This is a genomic window from Paraburkholderia sp., assembly GCF_047605525.1.
In the GTDB taxonomy this organism is placed as follows: domain Bacteria; phylum Pseudomonadota; class Gammaproteobacteria; order Burkholderiales; family Burkholderiaceae; genus Paraburkholderia.
The window spans coordinates 17,272-32,430 of record NZ_JASGFN010000040.1 but is presented as its reverse complement, the minus strand read 5'-3'; the positions used below and the strand labels follow the sequence as shown (position 1 = coordinate 32,430).

At 65.2% G+C, this 15,159-nt stretch carries 13 protein-coding genes and 1 pseudogene; 7 read left to right on the top strand and 7 right to left on the bottom strand.

Annotated features, from left to right (window positions below; all coding sequences use genetic code 11):
• Nucleotides 1–90: 90 nt before the first annotated feature.
• Entirely contained in the window at nucleotides 91–675 is a 585-nt protein-coding gene (locus QM685_RS34630; protein WP_415123761.1) for an IMPACT family protein, read from the bottom strand.
• A gap of 173 nt (nucleotides 676–848) precedes the next feature.
• Between QM685_RS34630 and QM685_RS34625 the strand changes: the two genes are divergently transcribed.
• From QM685_RS34625 to QM685_RS34615, 3 genes are all read left to right on the top strand, one after another.
• Nucleotides 849–1,475: a LysE family translocator gene (locus QM685_RS34625; protein ID WP_415123760.1), complete on the top strand. Its 627-nt coding sequence runs from the start codon at nucleotides 849–851 to the stop codon at nucleotides 1,473–1,475.
• 98 nt (nucleotides 1,476–1,573) lie between these two features.
• Nucleotides 1,574–1,990: a hypothetical protein gene (locus QM685_RS34620; RefSeq protein WP_415123759.1), complete on the top strand. Its 417-nt coding sequence runs from the start codon at nucleotides 1,574–1,576 to the stop codon at nucleotides 1,988–1,990.
• A 230-nt stretch (nucleotides 1,991–2,220) separates the two neighbouring features.
• Nucleotides 2,221–2,883 carry a 2-hydroxychromene-2-carboxylate isomerase gene (locus tag QM685_RS34615; RefSeq protein WP_415123758.1) on the top strand — a complete coding sequence of 221 codons (663 nt, stop codon included), beginning with the start codon at nucleotides 2,221–2,223 and terminating at the stop codon, nucleotides 2,881–2,883.
• A 38-nt stretch (nucleotides 2,884–2,921) separates the two neighbouring features.
• On the opposite strand, the gene QM685_RS34610 is transcribed toward QM685_RS34615, so the two are convergent.
• The gene (locus QM685_RS34610; RefSeq protein ID WP_415123757.1) at nucleotides 2,922–3,176 is read right to left on the bottom strand and encodes a DUF2866 domain-containing protein; all 255 of its coding nucleotides are present in this window, start codon (nucleotides 3,174–3,176) and stop codon (nucleotides 2,922–2,924) included.
• 302 nt (nucleotides 3,177–3,478) lie between these two features.
• On the opposite strand from QM685_RS34610, the pseudogene QM685_RS34605 reads away from it, so the two are divergent.
• Nucleotides 3,479–3,733, top strand: a pseudogene (locus tag QM685_RS34605) (sensor domain-containing diguanylate cyclase); the annotation flags it as partial.
• Nucleotides 3,734–3,967: 234 nt separating this feature from the next.
• Here the strand turns inward: QM685_RS34605 and QM685_RS34600 are convergent.
• Both QM685_RS34600 and QM685_RS34595 read right to left on the bottom strand, forming a co-directional pair.
• Nucleotides 3,968–5,707 carry a peptidoglycan D,D-transpeptidase FtsI family protein gene (locus QM685_RS34600; RefSeq protein WP_415123756.1) on the bottom strand — a complete coding sequence of 580 codons (1,740 nt, stop codon included), beginning with the start codon at nucleotides 5,705–5,707 and terminating at the stop codon, nucleotides 3,968–3,970.
• A gap of 460 nt (nucleotides 5,708–6,167) precedes the next feature.
• Nucleotides 6,168–7,709 carry a methyl-accepting chemotaxis protein gene (locus QM685_RS34595; RefSeq protein WP_415123755.1) on the bottom strand — a complete coding sequence of 514 codons (1,542 nt, stop codon included), beginning with the start codon at nucleotides 7,707–7,709 and terminating at the stop codon, nucleotides 6,168–6,170.
• A 548-nt stretch (nucleotides 7,710–8,257) separates the two neighbouring features.
• On the opposite strand from QM685_RS34595, the gene aepX reads away from it, so the two are divergent.
• From aepX to QM685_RS34580, 3 genes are read left to right on the top strand one after another with little or no spacing between them, the layout of a single operon-like run.
• The gene (gene aepX / locus QM685_RS34590; protein ID WP_415123754.1) at nucleotides 8,258–10,015 is read left to right on the top strand and encodes a phosphoenolpyruvate mutase; all 1,758 of its coding nucleotides are present in this window, start codon (nucleotides 8,258–8,260) and stop codon (nucleotides 10,013–10,015) included.
• Nucleotides 10,012–11,175, top strand: a complete 1,164-nt coding sequence (aepY, locus tag QM685_RS34585; RefSeq protein WP_415123753.1) for a phosphonopyruvate decarboxylase — start codon at nucleotides 10,012–10,014, stop codon at nucleotides 11,173–11,175. The genes aepX and aepY overlap by 4 nt, the downstream gene beginning before the upstream one ends.
• Nucleotides 11,176–11,204: 29 nt before the next feature.
• Complete coding sequence (locus QM685_RS34580) at nucleotides 11,205–12,272, top strand: 2-aminoethylphosphonate aminotransferase (protein WP_415123752.1); 1,068 nt, start codon at nucleotides 11,205–11,207, stop codon at nucleotides 12,270–12,272.
• A gap of 45 nt (nucleotides 12,273–12,317) precedes the next feature.
• Here QM685_RS34580 and QM685_RS34575 read toward each other — a convergent pair whose 3' ends face one another.
• From QM685_RS34575 to QM685_RS34565, 3 genes are all read right to left on the bottom strand, one after another.
• Nucleotides 12,318–12,470 (bottom strand): hypothetical protein, encoded by a 153-nt coding sequence (locus QM685_RS34575; RefSeq protein WP_169496536.1) that lies wholly within the window; start codon nucleotides 12,468–12,470, stop codon nucleotides 12,318–12,320.
• 131 nt (nucleotides 12,471–12,601) lie between these two features.
• Entirely contained in the window at nucleotides 12,602–13,309 is a 708-nt protein-coding gene (locus QM685_RS34570; RefSeq protein ID WP_415123751.1) for a PIG-L deacetylase family protein, read from the bottom strand.
• Between the two features lie 259 nt (nucleotides 13,310–13,568).
• The gene (locus tag QM685_RS34565; protein WP_415123750.1) at nucleotides 13,569–15,077 is read right to left on the bottom strand and encodes a DUF4130 domain-containing protein; all 1,509 of its coding nucleotides are present in this window, start codon (nucleotides 15,075–15,077) and stop codon (nucleotides 13,569–13,571) included.
• Nucleotides 15,078–15,159 lie beyond the last annotated feature (82 nt).

Below are 15,159 nucleotides of genomic sequence, written 5' to 3'. Positions count from 1 at the left end.
CTTTCAGACGGGTTCTTTTTTTGATTCGCATAGCGGGCCGGCAGCTTCGGCCATCATATATAGCGGTTCTCGCATGAAGAGGCGAGCCGATCAGAAGAAGCCGGCCTTTCCCTGCGTCATGTCGACTAGCGCCCGCCTGGCGTCGTCAACCGCATTGGCGGGCACGCGCATCGTCATCTTCACCAGCATGCTGTAGGCGCTTTCCACGAGCGCATAACTTTCGGCTTCCATCCATCTGCGTACTTTGGCTTCGTCGGCATAGCTCACTTCGACTCCCAGCGAAACCTGGGCGATTCTCTCGACTCGCGGAGCATCGAGCAGCGCCGACGCGATCGCGTCGGTGTACGCGCGCACGAGGCCGCCCGCGCCGAGCCTGACACCGCCGTAATAGCGCACGACGGCCGCCAGCACGCCATCCAGATCGTGATGTCTTAGTACTTCGAGAATCGGCCGGCCCGCGGTGCCGGACGGTTCGCCGTCGTCGGACATGCCGGATTGGCCGCCCGCGAGCAGCGCCCAGCATACGTGTGTCGCGCTGGGATGTTCTTCACGCAGACGCTGCAATTCGACCATCGCGGCGTCGCGATCGGCGACCGGTATCGCGTGGGCGATGAAGCGGCTCTTGCGGATCTCGAGTTCCGCGCTCAGCGGCGCGGGCAAGGTATAGGTGGGCAAGGCAGGAACTTCAGTCGATGAAAAGAAGCGGGACGCAAGCGGCGCCGTTCCCGTCATGGTAACGGATCGTCGGTGGCTCGCGCATGCGCGCAGCGAAGTTCGCGCATTCGTCTACAATGGCCCGCTGAACGCGCATCCGTTGAATCGATCGAGCGCGTCTGCAAGGAGACGACATGCTTGACCTATCCACGTTGGGGACTTTCGTTGCCGTCGTACTCGGTCTGTTTCTGATTCCGGGGCCGGCCGTGCTGCTGGTGCTGACACGCACCATGCATGGCGGACGCAAGGCCGGCATTCTGACCGGCCTCGGTATCGCGACGGGCGATTTCGTGCACACGCTGGGCGCCGCGGTCGGCCTCTCCGCGCTGCTGATGACATCCGCGCTGGCCTTTAACGCGGTGAAATTCGTCGGCGCCGCGTATCTGGTCTATCTGGGTATTCGCGCGTTGCGCGAAAAGCAGGCGAGTGCGCATCTGCCGGCTGTCGCGCCGCTGTCGGGTTCGAAGGCGTTTTTTCAGGCGATTCCCGCCGAAGTACTGAATCCGAAGACGGCGCTGTTTTTCCTCGCTTTTCTTCCGCAATTCGTGCGTCCCGAGCACGGCTCGACATTTCTGCAATTCGCAACGCTGGGGTTGATTTTCGTCGGTATGAGCGCGCTTTATACGACGCTGATCGTGCTGACCATGCGTCCGTTGGGCAGATTCGTGAAGCGTTTGACGTGGCTGACGCGCTGGCAGAACAAGATTATCGGCGTGCTATTCATTTCGCTCGGTCTGCGCGTGGCCGTGCAAACGCGCTGAGTAACCGGCACGAGCGCTCGTTGCCAGGCTGATCGAAGCCGCGCCGCGTTTCGCACTGGATAACGTGGCGCTGTCTATGCAGGTGGCCTTCGCTTCGCGTGATCCATCTGGCTTCGCGTGCGAACGGCACGCCTTTCCTGTTCGGCGCGGCTCTTTTGCTGTGTATCGTCGATATCGCCGACGCGCAGTACTTCCTGCGCGATCCGTATGCGCAGCGTCATGAGCGGTTCGCCACGTTCGACGAGCGAGCGGTCCGCTGCACGTGCCTGCTGCACGCCGTTATCGATCAGATTGCGCAATTCCAGCAGCATGAGCCGTTGCCGCTGAATCTCGAGGATGAGCCGTTGAACGGCATGCTCGTCCCGCGCCCGCCACCAGGCGCGCAGTTCGGTGAGCGTAGGAGGCTCAAAGGAAGGGAGACGCATTGTTCGGATGAAAAGTACTGTATATGCATACAGTATAGACCGACTTTCCAGGAAAAATGCGCGGCAGGGAACGGTTTGGAAAAGCCGTAGAACCGGGTTGTCGTGAACTCAGGCCAATGCGAGCAGAACCAGCGACGAAACGACGAGAACTAGAAGAAATGTGACGATGAGCAGATCATACGGATAATTCATGATGTAGTTAAAACGTATGAAGCGAAGGGGTCATCATAGGCAGAAGCGCTTCATGCGACTGTCAAGCTTTGCAAGACGCGATGCCGTGACACCCGCGAATCGCATCGTGCACGAATCGGGAGACAGCAATGGGCGACGCCGCAACTTCTTCGGTCTATTCCGCGGCGCCGTCCGCGGATACGGCTACGCGCGCAATCGAGTTCTGGTTCGACTTCGGCAGCAACTACAGCTATCTGAGCATGATGCGCATCGAAGCATTGGCGGCGGCGCGGCACGTGCGGATTCTCTGGCGTCCTTTCCTGCTCGGTCCGGTGTTTCGCAAGCTCGGCTTCGAGAACTCGCCATTCGTATTGCAGAAAGAGAAGGGTGCGTATGTGTGGAAGGATATGGAGCGGCAATGCCGCAAATACGGTATTGCGCTCACGCGTCCCAGCACGTTTCCGCGCGCCGCGCTGCTGGCCATGCGCGTCGCGGTACTCGGCGCGAACGAACCGTGGATCGCCGCGTATTGCCGCAAGATCATGCAACTGAATTTTGCCGATGACCGCGACATCGGTTCGGCCGACGTCGTCGGCGAAGCGCTCGATGCTCTCGGTTTGCCGACGCAGCGCGTCATTGCCGATGCGCAAAGCGACGCCAATAAACTGCGCCTGCGCGAGCAGACCGAATTGGCCATGAACAAAGGCATATTCGGTGCGCCGACATTTTTTGTCGGTGGCGAAATGTTCTGGGGGAACGACAGGCTGGAGGATGCGCTCGACTACTGCGATTCGATGACGCCGCGCGGTTAGCGCGGCGATGGCACGGCGGCGCGCCGTGAATGCCGGTATCAGTCGACCTGCTGGCAGAAGCGGCGGCCCGGCACATGGGAGACCACGGCCTGGGCGATTTCGAGTGGAGTACTTTCGGCGGGAACGACGCGACGGCTCGATTCGGGCGCGTGCTTCATCGTCCATTCGACGAGCCGGTAGGAGCGGCCCCAGGGCGGTTGCAGCGGATCGGAAACCTTGCAGGAATGAATCTGGCGAGTCCATTCATGGCCGGGCATCGCACGCAGGTGTTCGAATACCATCTGTTCAACCATGACTTGCCTCCTTCTTCTCGGGCAGCGGCCGATTTCCGGCGCGTCTTTGACATCCCCTCAAGAAAAAGCGCCGCCGATGTTCTGGCGGCTCAACAGGGGATGAGCGACATGGTTGCAGGGAACAATTAAGCCAAACTTAAGAAGCGCGACGATTGCGCAAACGAATGTCAATACGTGTAAGCGAGTGCAAGTGAATGCGGGCATGCGTCGCGATGATGCCCTCAAGACCTCGGCGCATGAGCCGATATCAGTAAGGTTGGGGCGCCGACCCCGCTTCGCCTTCGGGCCCGCCTGCTGATAACGTGACGAATCTCGCCCAAACGCCGCTTGCCGGGCGCCTTCGCTTGCTCGTCGATACCGTGCAGCACAACGAGCGCACGCTGCGCCGCTTTCAGAACGTCGAGTTGCGTTTGATCGACGCACAGGATTTCGCGTCGTTTCTCGACATCTTGTTCAGCTATCTGCCGCGGGAGTTTTTTCTCGCGAGCGTGACGCTATGGCTCGACGACCGTATACCGATGCTGCTCGAATTACTCGAGCCGATTGCATTGCGCGCCGCGCGTTCTTCGGCGACGTCCCGGCGGCGGTGCTCGGTCAGGCGATGATGGGGGAGGCCGATCGCGCGATGTATCAGGCCAAGCGCAACGGCCGCAATCGCATCGAGGCGCTGGTGAATGTGGGCGGAGAGCCGGCGGCGCGTTGACCGGCTGAAAGACCGCGCTAAAAGACGGCACTAAAAGACGGCACGAACAGACCACGCAAGGAGCACGGCCGCCCACGCCCCATGCGCATCAAACCCCCGGCGCATCCGGCGGCACGCCGAGCAGTTGCAGCGAGCCGCCCATCACGCCGCTGAACACCGGTCCCGCGACCGTGCCGCCGTAGAACGCCTTGCCGGCCGGATCGTCGATCATCACGGCGACGATCAGGCGCGGATCGCTCATCGGCGCCATGCCGACGAAGAGCGCGCGGTAGCGGTTCTTCGCATAGGTCGCGCCGATCTGCTTGCGCGCGGTGCCGGTCTTGCCGCCGACGCGGTAGCCTTCCACCGCCGCCGCGCGCCCGGTGCCGCCCGCGCCGATGGCCATTTCCAGCATGTTGCGGATCGCGCGCGCGGTCGCCGGCGTCGTGACCGGCTGGCCGCGCTGCGTGGACGACGCGGCGGCGTCCGCATCGAGTGGATCGCGCAACAGGCTCACGCGCTGCATCGTGCCGTCGCCCGCGTAGGCGGTGTAGACCTGCGCGATCTGCAGCAGCGATACCGACAACCCGTAACCGTACGCCATCGTCGCCTGTTCGATCGGCCGCCAGCGCCTGTACGGCCGCACCTTGCCGGCGGCCACGCCCGGAAACGTCAGCTCGGGCTTCGAGCCGAGCCCGTACTGCTGATACTTGGTCCAGATCGTCTCGGCCGGCAGGTTCAGCGCGAGCTTCGCGAGCGCGATATTGCTCGACTTCTGCACTGCCTCGGCGACGGTCATCGCGCCGTGATTCGACGTGTCGTGAATCACGGCCGGGCCGATCCGATACCAGCCGGGGGCCGTGTCGATGATGCTTTGCGGTCGCACCTTGCCTTCGTCGAGCGACAGCGCGACGACCAGCGGCTTGATCGTCGAGCCGGGCTCGAACGTATCGATCACCGCGCGGTTGCGCAATTGCCGGCCACTCAGGTGCGCGCGGTCGTTCGGATCGAAGCTCGGATAGTTGGCGAGCGCGAGAATCTCGCCGTTGCGTGCATCGAGCACGACCACGCTGCCCGCTTCGGCGCGATGCTGCGCGATCGCGGCTTTGAGTTGCGCGTACGCGAGTTGCTGGATGCGCCGGTCGATCGTCAGATGGATCGTCGCGCCGTTGCGCGCAGGCACGAGCGGCCGCGTCTCGGAGACGACGCGGCCGAGCCGGTCGCGGATCACCTCGCGCTGGCCGGGCACGCCCTGCAACTGCTCGTTGGCCGCGAGTTCGACGCCTTCCTGGCCGTTGTCCTCGATGTCGGTGAAGCCGACCACATGCGCGGCCGACTCGCCCTCCGGATAAAAGCGTTTGGAGTCGGCGATCTGCGTGATGCCCGCGATCCCGAGCCGCGACAGATGGGCGGCCGTGTCGGCGTCGACCTGGCGTTTGAGCAGCACGAAGCTGCGCTCACCGCTCAGGCGCCTGCGCAGCTCCGCGAGCGGCAGATCCAGCAGCTTCGCGAGCGGCGCGAACGCGGCTTCGTCGACCAGCTTCGTCGAGGCCCAGATTTCGTAGGTCGCGAGGCTGACCGCGAGCATCGAGCCGTGGCGATCGACGATCCGGCCACGCGTCGCGTCGAGTTCGAGCGTGCGCTGATAGCGCTTCTGCCCCTGGTCGACGTAGAAGTCCTGGTTCACGATCTGCACACAGAACGCGCGGACCGCGAGCGCCGCGAACGCGCCGAACATGAGCAGCACGACGAGCTTCGAGCGCCACGCGGGCAGGCGCGCGGCGAGCAGCGGATTCTTCGCGGTGGGAGCGTAGGGATCGTGCGACTGCGATTTCTTCTGGCGGATCATGGGCGCGGATAACGGACGTCTCGATGAAGCGAGGCCGCCGGGATGGTTCGAGGCGGGCGGCGGGAATAAACGGCGATTGCCGGCTGGCTGCGTGATGGCAGGCTTTTCTGGCTGGCTGCCGGCAAGGGCCGTCGCCTGACGGATTGTAAATAAAACGTAATTTAAACGCGAGGCTTGTGAAAGGCGAGAGCTTGGGCCGGAGCGAGGCGAGAACGTGCAGCGGGGAAGTGCCCCCGGCGTGAATTCCCCGTCAAAGCCGCAAGCGAAAAGCCGCGCGGACTTGCAAAATCCGCGCGGCTGGCTCGTTCGATTGATGCGTCGACTCTGACGCGGCGTGTTGAAGAGGCGCTCCCCGCCTGTGGAGTGCCTTCTTTTTTTGCGAATCTGCAAATAGGCTCGCGGTTGAGGTTGAGGCGCCGCTAGCGGTAGCTGCTTCGCGCGCTGTTTTGCCAAGCCGCCCTCAAGCCGGCAACGCGAAACTCGCAATCGCGTCGCGCAGCACGCCGACCTGATCCTTCAGCGAATGCGCGGCGGCGGCGGCCTGTTCGACGAGCGCCGCATTCTGCTGCGTGACCTGATCCATTTCGCCGACCGCGCGATTGACCTGCTCGATGCCCGCGCTCTGCTCGCGCGACGCGTGGCTGATCTCCTCGAGGATTTCGTTGACGCGCCGCACCGACTGCACGATCTCGCTCATCGTCACGCCCGCGTTGGCGACCAGCGACGCGCCGGTTTCGACGGTATCGGTCGAGGTTTCGATCAGCGCCTTGATCTCCTTCGCGGCTGTCGCCGAGCGTTGCGCAAGGCTGCGCACCTCGGCCGCGACCACCGCGAAGCCGCGTCCCTGTTCGCCCGCGCGGGCCGCCTCGACGGCTGCGTTGAGCGCGAGGATGTTGGTCTGGAATGCGATGCCGTCGATCACGCCGATGATGTCGCCGATCTGCCGCGAGCTCGCGGTGATCTCGCCCATCGTGCGCACCACGTCTTCGACGACGCGGCTGCCGCGCGTGGCGACATCGGCGGCCTCGCTCGCGAGATTCGCGGCCTGCATCGCGCTGTCCGCGTTCTGCTTCACGTTGACCGTCATCTGGTCCATGCTCGACGCGGTTTCGACGAGCGCCGCCGCCTGCTCCTCGGTGCGTTGCGACAGATCGGTGTTGCCGGCCGCGATTTCGTTCGCGCCGACGTTGATGTTCTCGGTGCCCTGACGCACGCGCGATACCGTGTCGACGAGGCCCGCCTGCATCGTGTGCAGCGCATGCAGCAGGCTGCCGGTGTCGTGCGGTGCGATGGGCACGCGCGTCGCGAGATTGCCTTGCGCCATCAGCCGCGCGTGCTCGACGGCCACTTCGAGTTCGCCGCCGAGCGAGCGGCGGATGCTGCGCAGCACCAGCAGCATCACGGCGGTGGCGAGCACGCCGAGCGTCACCGTGATCGCGAGCCAGCGCAGCAGGTTGCGATAGAACGCGCTTTGCACGTCGTCCATATACATGCCGGTCACGAGATACCAGTCCCACGGCGCGAAGTGTGCCGCGTAGCTCGTCTTCGCGACGGGCTTCTCGCTACCCGGCTTGGCCCACAGATAATCGACGAAGCCGCCGCCGTTGAGATTGCCCGCGTTGACGATGTCGACGAACAGATGGTTGCCGGCAGGATCGGTGAACTGCGCGAGTTTCTTGCCGACGAGATCCTGCTTGATCGGATGCATCAGCATGACCGGCTGCGAATCGTTGACCGAGATGTAGCCGTCCGTGCCGTAGCGCATCGCGGCGAGCGTCGCGAGCGCCTGTTTTTTCGCGTCGTCCTCGGACAGCGCATGCTGCTGGGCGAGCGTGTAATAACGGCCGACGATATGGTTCGCCTGGTCGATCAGCGAGCGCAATTGATCGCGCCGGTCGGAGATCATCGACGCGCGGTTCTGCCACGCGCCGAAGCTGCCGATCAGGATCAGGCCGACCCACAGGACGGCAATCATCGAGGCCAGTTTTCGGTTCAAAGTCATAGCGAGGGAAATGGGCTTTCGCCACCTGGGTCCATTGGATGCGGTCTATTTGCCGCTAGCTGTGTTTACGGCGCGGCGCGGTATGAGTTCAGGGCAGGGGAAACCCGCTGTTTCGGGCGCCGGTTTGTCCGCCGGTTCGGCTGCTTATTTATCTGATTCCTAAGGGGAATCGTTCTGTTTGCAAGCAGCGGGTTTGCAGTCTGTAAAAATCAGTTCTGGCACTTCGATATCGCCGTATTTATAAAAACCGCATTATGTCCGGCCTGAAAGGGATTTTCGGCGCCCACCCAATGATTTGATTTAATCCCGCGCTTTCGGATAAGACGGGATTTAACGAGCAGAACTCCACAAAACGCCGAACAAATCCAGAATCCCGCTATCTGGCGGCTCACGCAAAAAACGACACATTTTTCCACTTAATCGCAACGACGAAAAACGGCGGACATTTCAAAAACCCCCTCAATAAGAATTCCGCTATAGTCGCCCTTTTCCAGTCGCCAGCCGGGCACATAAAAACATCGATAAGCCCGCCACCAGGAGTACAGAAAATGAATGCTCGCGAACCCGCCTTCGTTTCCGCATCCCGTAGCGCGCGCCTGCGCCAGATGCTCGTCAGCAGCGAACTCGAATTCATGATGGAGGCCCATAACGGCCTGTCCGCGCGAATCGTTCGCGAAGCCGGTTTCAAGGCGATCTGGGGCTCGGGCCTCGCGATTTCCGCGCAATTCGGCGTGCGCGACAACAACGAGGCAAGCTGGACCCAGGTCGTCGACACCCTCGAATTCATGGCCGACGCGAGCGATCTGCCGATCCTGCTCGACGGCGACACCGGCTACGGCAACTTCAACAACGTGCGCCGTCTCGTGCGCAAGCTCGAGCAACGCGGCATCGCGGGCGTGTGCATCGAAGACAAGCAGTTTCCGAAGACCAACAGCTTCATCAACGGCGAGGCCCAGCCGCTTGCCGATATCGACGAATTCTGCGGCAAGATCAAGGCCGGCAAGGATTCGCAGAGCGACGAGAATTTCTCGATCGTCGCGCGCGTCGAGGCGCTGATCGCCGGCTGGGGCATGGACGAGGCGCTGCGCCGCGCGGAAGCGTACCGCCGCGCCGGCGCCGACGCGATCCTGATCCACAGCAAGCTGTCGCGCCCCGACGAAATTCTCGAATTCGCCCGCGAATGGGCCGGCCGCGCGCCGCTCGTGATCGTGCCGACCAAGTACTACAGCACGCCGACCGAGGTGTTCCGCGAAGCGGGCATCAGCACCGTGATCTGGGCGAACCATCTGATCCGCGCGGCCACCTCGGCGATGCAGGCGGTTGCGAAGGACATCCATTCGAGCGAAACGCTCGTCAACGTCGAAGACAGCATTGCCTCCGTGAACGAGATCTTCCGTCTGCAGGATGCCGACGAATACTCGGAAGCGGAAGACCGCTATCTGTCGAGCGGCCGCGCGGCCGGCGCGGCGATCGTCCTCGCCGCGAGCCGCGGCAAGGGCCTCGAAGCAGTCACCGAGGACCGTCCGAAGGTGATGCTGCCGATCGCGGGCAAGCCGCTTTTGCGCTGGCTCGTCGATGCGTTCAAGAAGCAGGGCGTCAACGACATCACCGTGGTCGGCGGCTATCGCGCCGATGCGATCGACACCGCGGGTATCCGCCTCGTCGTCAACGAGCAGCATGCGCGGACCGGTGAACTCGCATCGCTCGCGTGCGCGCTCGACCGGGTCGCGCCAGACACACTCGCCAGCGACACCGTCATCTCGTACGGCGATCTGCTGTTCCGCAGCTACATCCTGCGCGATCTGGTGGAAAGCGAGGCCGCGTTCAGCGTCGTCGTCGACTCGTCGCTGACCGAAGCGGAAAACGCCAGCGTGCGCGATTTCGCGTGGTGCTCGGCCGCCGACGATCGCGGTCTGTTCGGCAACAAGGTCGTGCTGCGCCATGTCGCGAGCGGGCAGGATGCGTCGGCGGCGGCGGCGAGCGCCGCGCAGGCGCCGCATGGCCGCTGGGTGGGTCTGCTGAACGTGCGCGGCGAAGGCCGCGAGCGCTTGCAGGCGGTGATGCGCGAACTGCGCGCGCGCGACGATTTCGCGTCGCTCGACATGCCCGCGCTGCTCAACGCGCTGATCGAATCTGGCGAATCGATCGAGGTGCAATACGTGCACGGCCACTGGCGCGGCGTCAACGATCTCGACGACTTCCGCCGCGCGGGCGACTTCGCGCATGCGCAGGCGCCGTTTGCGAGCGCGGTCGGTCATGTGGCCACGGCGGCGAAGAGCAACGCGGCAACCGGAGGCGCGCAATGATCGAAGCCGCGCAGTTCGTCGAAGCGGCGCGCGAGCGCGGTTTCGACTGGTACGCGGGCGTGCCGTGCTCGTATCTGACGCCGTTCATCAACTACGTGTTGCAGGACGAATCGCTGCATTACGTATCGGCGGCCAACGAGGGCGACGCGGTCGCGCTGATCGCGGGCGTCACGCTCGGCGCGAAGCACGGCCGGCGCGGCATCACGATGATGCAGAACTCGGGGCTCGGCAACGCGGTGAGTCCGCTGACGTCGCTCACGTGGACTTTCCGTCTGCCGCAACTGCTGATCGTCACGTGGCGCGGCCAGCCCGGCGTCGCCGACGAGCCGCAGCACGCGCTGATGGGGCCGATCACGCCGGCGATGCTCGACACGATGGAAATTCCGTGGGAAACCTTCCCGACCGAAGCCGACGCGATCGGCCCGGTGCTCGATCGCGCGATCGCGCACATGGACGCGACTGGCCGGCCGTACGCGCTGGTGATGCAGAAGGGCAGCGTCGCGCCGTATGAGCTGAAGGACGGCGGCGCGCCCGCGCCACGCACCCCCGTCGTGCCGCGCGCGCAGTTCCGCGGCGTCGCGGCGAATGAACTGGCGACGCGTCACGACGCGCTGCAAAAGGTGATCGCGCATACGCCACTCGACTCGACGGTGGTGCTCGCGTCGACCGGCTTCTGCGGGCGCGAACTCTATGCAATCGACGATCGCGCGAACCAGTTGTACATGGTCGGCTCGATGGGCTGCGTGACACCGTTTGCGCTCGGCCTCGCGCTCGCGCGTCCGGACCTGAGCGTGGTCGCGCTCGACGGCGACGGCGCCGCGCTGATGCGCATGGGCGTGTTCGCGACGCTCGGCGCGTACGGTCCGTCGAACCTCACGCACGTGCTGCTCGACAACGGCGCGCACGATTCGACGGGCGGCCAGGCGACGGTGTCGTCGCAGGTGTCGTTTGCGGGCGTGGCAGCGGCGTGCGGTTATGCGTCGGCGCTGGAAAGCGACGATCCGGCCGTCATCGACGAGCTGTTCGCCGCGCCGCCGCTCGCCGGTCCGCGCTTCGTGCGTCTGACGATCCGCCGCGGCACGCCGGACGGCCTGCCGCGCCCGACCATCACACCGCCCGATGTGAAGACGCGCCTGATGCGCCACATCGGCGCCGTCTGACCGAACTCAAAGCAAAGAAAGGAGCGCCGATGCTGCTGCTCAATCCCGGCCCGGTGACGCTCACCGAACGTGTCCGCAACAGCCTGTTGCAGACGGATCTGTGCCATCGCGAAAGCGAGTTTTTCGATTTGCAGGAAGAGGCGCGCACGCGTCTCGTCGACGTGTACGGGCTCGACCCGAACGAATGGCAGGCGGTGCTGATGACCGGCTCCGGCACGGCGGCCGTCGAAAGCATGACGGCCGCGCTCGTGCCGCAAAACGGCAAGCTGCTCGTCGTCGAAAACGGCGTGTACGGCGAGCGCATCGCGCAGATCGCGACGCAATACGGCATCGCGCACGAAGCGCTGAAGCACGGCTGGATGGACGCGCCCGATCTCGCGAAGATTGCCGCGCGCCTCGACGCGGACAGGTCGTTCACGCACGTCGCGGCGATTCATCACGAAACGACCACGGGGCGCCTGAACGATATCGCGGCGCTTGGCGCGCTGTGTCGCGAGCGCGGCGTGCGTCTGCTGGTGGACGGCGTCAGCAGCTTCGGCGCCGAAACGATCGATTTCGCCGATGCGAGTCTCGACGCGGTCGCCGCCACCGCCAACAAGTGCCTGCATGGCGTGCCGGGCGCCTCGTTCGTGCTGGTGCGGCGCGCGGCGCTCGCGCAGGCGGCGAGCCGCACGTACTACCTCGATCTCGGGCGCCTCGCGCGTTTGCAGGATCAGCGCAACACGCCGTTCACGCCGTCGGTGCATGCGTATTACGCGCTCGTCGAAGCGCTGCGCGAACTCGCCGACGAAGGCGGCTGGCGCGCGCGTCACGCGCGCTATGCGGCGCTCGCCGAGCAGGCGCGCGCGGGGCTCGCCGCGCGGGGCATCGGCACCGTGTTGCCGCCGGAGCAGTCGTCGGTGGTGCTGCGCGCGTACCGGCTGCCGGCGGGCATCGCGTATCCGCGGTTGCACGACGAGCTGAAGGCGCGCGGCTTCGTGATCTATGCGGGGCAGGGCGGCCTGTCGGCGGAACTGTTCCGCATTTCGACGATGGGCAACATTCACGCGGCCGATATCGACCGGTTGCTGCGGGGCTTTAGCGAGTTGATGCGCTGATTGACCCGCGGCGCGGGCGATGCCATGCGGCGCCCGCCGCACCGCTCACACCGGATCCTTATCCGGGGGACCATCGGGGCGTTGCGGCTCCTCGACATGATGGCCGGGCGCCGGCGGCACGAGCGGGTCGGCTTCCGGATCGCGGTTCGGATCGGCGTTCGGGTCGGGAATCGGACTGGTGTGCATGTCGTAGCTCATTGCGTCACCTTTGCGGTTGAAAAGCGCGGCTTCGGCGAGTGCGGGCGGCGCCGGCCTCTTTCGGCCGCTGCTGCCCGTCCCCGCGTGACCATTTTTCTTCTAGCGTAGGCGTTCGCCGCGCTTCCTGCTTCCTACTTTTTCGCGCGACGGCGACCGACGCTCAATTGCCAGTAACGCTCGGTCGCGAATACGTCGTCGTAATTGCCGGCGCCGAACGCCCGCAACTGGCTCGCATACGCGTGGACCGCCTCGCGCTTGATCTGCGCGCGGCGCTGCGCGTCGATCGTATAGCCCACGTCCGGTGTCGCCGGCGTCGCGACGATGCCGCGCTGCGCGAGATCGGCGAGCCGCGCCTGCACCGCGCCGGGCGTGCGGCGGTGAATCGCTTCCTCGTAGCCGAACCAGTCCAGATGCGACAGCCTCGGCAGGATTTCGCAGCACGCTTCGAACACGCGCGCGTGGTCGTCGTGGTGCAGGCCGAGCGGCATCAGCAGCGTGTTCGCGGTCGAACGGTAGATCGTTTCCTCGAGCGCGGCGGCCATCTGGCTGATCGACGGCGAATCGGCGTACTGGCTGTCGCGAAACGGCATGCGCAGCGGAATCGCATCGAGCACTTCGAGCGCGCGGTTATCTTCGAGCGTGCGTTCGTGGACCGCGTCGCGGGCGTTCGCGAAGCCCGATTTTTCATCCCATTCGGTGCGCATGTCGTGTTCGGGAGGCGCGGCGAAGACGGTGCAGACGGCGGCGTCGGGGTGCGCGGCGAGCAACGCGCCGCAACTGAAGACGGCGTCGTCGAAGTGGGGGGAGACGATGAACAGGCGTGGACTGGTTTCGCTCATGGGCGTGCGGATACGGTTCGAGGCGCGGCGGGCCGGGCGTCGAGACGTTGGATTTGAAGATCCGGGGGGCGCGAAAAAAAGCGGCGTCAACACAGCTTAGGCGGAATCGCCGCGGATTGCGCGCGGTTGTGCGATGCGCAAGCGGTGTGCCTGGAGCCGACGAAAATGCAGGGGCCGATGAGCGCTCATGCTGTTGAAGGCAGCGGCGCCGGCGCGCTTTTCCGGCCGGGGCTGGACGTATTTGCGACGCCGCCGGAACTTATGCTGCCTGCTGCGCCGCCGACGCCGCTAGCGCGGCCGCCCGGCTGAACGCCGCCACGATGTTCGCGACGACGTCCTCGCGTAGCCGCGCGTCGGCGGTGCGTAGCGCGTACGACGGATGCCATGTCGGTACGATCAGCCGGCCGCGATGCGCGATCGTCAGCCCCAGGTATTCGGACAGATTGATGTGCGCGCCGGTCAGCGCCTTGAGCGCGGCGGGCCCGAGCGTGACGACGACGCGTGGCGCGACCCGCGTCAGTTCCTGCTCGAGCCAGTACTGGCAAGCCTCGATCTCGCTGCGCTCCGGCGTGCGATGGACGCGCTGCTGGCCGGCAATGTTCCACTTGTAATGCTTGACCGCATAGGTCAGATACAGTGCCGCGCGTTCGAGGCCGGCGCGCGCGAGCACTGCATCGAGCAACTGACCCACTACGCCGCCGAACGGTTCGCCATGCTGGTTCTCGTACTCGCCGGGCTGCTCGCCGAGCACCATGATCGTCGCCGATGTTGCCGTGGAAGTTGCCGCAGACGTTGCCGTGGAAATTGCCACCTGAACAGGCCCGCTGCCCGCGACGGCCTGCTTCGCATTGCGCCACAGTCCGCAGCGCCGGCAGGTGGCGAGCGGCCCGTCCGGCTCGCGCAACGGCGGCGTGAGTGCCGGGATTTCGACAGGCGGCGCTTCCGGCACGGTGACGGCCGCGCATTGCGCGCCAATGCGCGTGCGCGCGCGGGCGAGCTGCGCGGGCAGCGGCGGCCCGGCGGCCGGCATGCGCCAGTAGCGCAGCGGCATGGGTGCGGCGCGGCCATTGACGACGTCGGCGTAATAGGCGAGCCAGAGTGCCTCGGTCGGCTCGCTCGTGACGGCTTCGCCGGTCATCGCGCTGGCGGGCAGCGCGTGCGCGGCCTCGATGCGTTCCTCGGCGGCCGGGCGGCCGATACGCAACAGCATGCCGTTCCAGAACGCCGCGCCCCGCGGCGTGGCGAGCATCCACGTGGAATGGCCCATGCCCTCCACGAACCGTGAGGCGGCGCGCTCGAGCAGATCGTGACGCGGCTCGTCCCAGCCGACGAATTCCGGCGGACCCATCGACGGATCGCGCCGCCTGAACAGCGTGCGCAACACCAGTTCGTCGGTTTCCTGCTCGACTGCCTGGACACGCTGTTCGAGTTGCACGCCGTCGGGATCATGCGGTTCGACGACGTGCCGCTCGCCGCGCGTCCAGCGCCACAGGATGCGGTAGAGCAGCGCCCAGCGATCATCCGCGCGAAAGCAGGCAGCGGTTTTCAGCCGCGCGAGCAGTTCGCGGGGAATCGCGGGGGCGGGGCGGACGGGTTCCGGTGCCGCGACGGGGTGCGCGGCTTCATGGGATGCGGTCGCGGCCCCCGGCGTGGCCACTCCTTCGAGCTCGACCCACTCGATCGACTCGGGCGCGCTGCCCTCGCGCAGCGCCTCGCGCGCCGCGCGGCGCCAGGCGGCAAAAGTCGGTTCGATGGAGAGGCGCTTCATGACCTGCAAAATACTGTATGGATATACAGTATGCGCGCAAAGGCCGGCAGGGAGCAAGCGGAGCCTTGGAAGCTCAGTGGAA

Bases quoted from the DNA above. Each gene is read 5' to 3' on its own strand.
- aepX (WP_415123754.1), top strand. From the start codon at position 8,258: ATGAATGCTCGCGAACCCGCCTTCGTTTCCGCATCCCGTAGCGCGCGC.
- QM685_RS34570 (WP_415123751.1), bottom strand. From the start codon at position 13,309: ATGAGCGAAACCAGTCCACGCCTGTTCATCGTCTCCCCCCACTTCGAC.
- QM685_RS34565 (WP_415123750.1), bottom strand. From the start codon at position 15,077: ATGAAGCGCCTCTCCATCGAACCGACTTTTGCCGCCTGGCGCCGCGCG.
- QM685_RS34600 (WP_415123756.1), bottom strand. From the start codon at position 5,707: ATGATCCGCCAGAAGAAATCGCAGTCGCACGATCCCTACGCTCCCACC.
- aepY (WP_415123753.1), top strand. From the start codon at position 10,012: ATGATCGAAGCCGCGCAGTTCGTCGAAGCGGCGCGCGAGCGCGGTTTC.
- QM685_RS34580 (WP_415123752.1), top strand. From the start codon at position 11,205: ATGCTGCTGCTCAATCCCGGCCCGGTGACGCTCACCGAACGTGTCCGC.
- QM685_RS34615 (WP_415123758.1), top strand. From the start codon at position 2,221: ATGGGCGACGCCGCAACTTCTTCGGTCTATTCCGCGGCGCCGTCCGCG.
- QM685_RS34625 (WP_415123760.1), top strand. From the start codon at position 849: ATGCTTGACCTATCCACGTTGGGGACTTTCGTTGCCGTCGTACTCGGT.
- QM685_RS34595 (WP_415123755.1), bottom strand. From the start codon at position 7,709: ATGACTTTGAACCGAAAACTGGCCTCGATGATTGCCGTCCTGTGGGTC.
- QM685_RS34575 (WP_169496536.1), bottom strand. From the start codon at position 12,470: ATGAGCTACGACATGCACACCAGTCCGATTCCCGACCCGAACGCCGAT.
- QM685_RS34610 (WP_415123757.1), bottom strand. From the start codon at position 3,176: ATGGTTGAACAGATGGTATTCGAACACCTGCGTGCGATGCCCGGCCAT.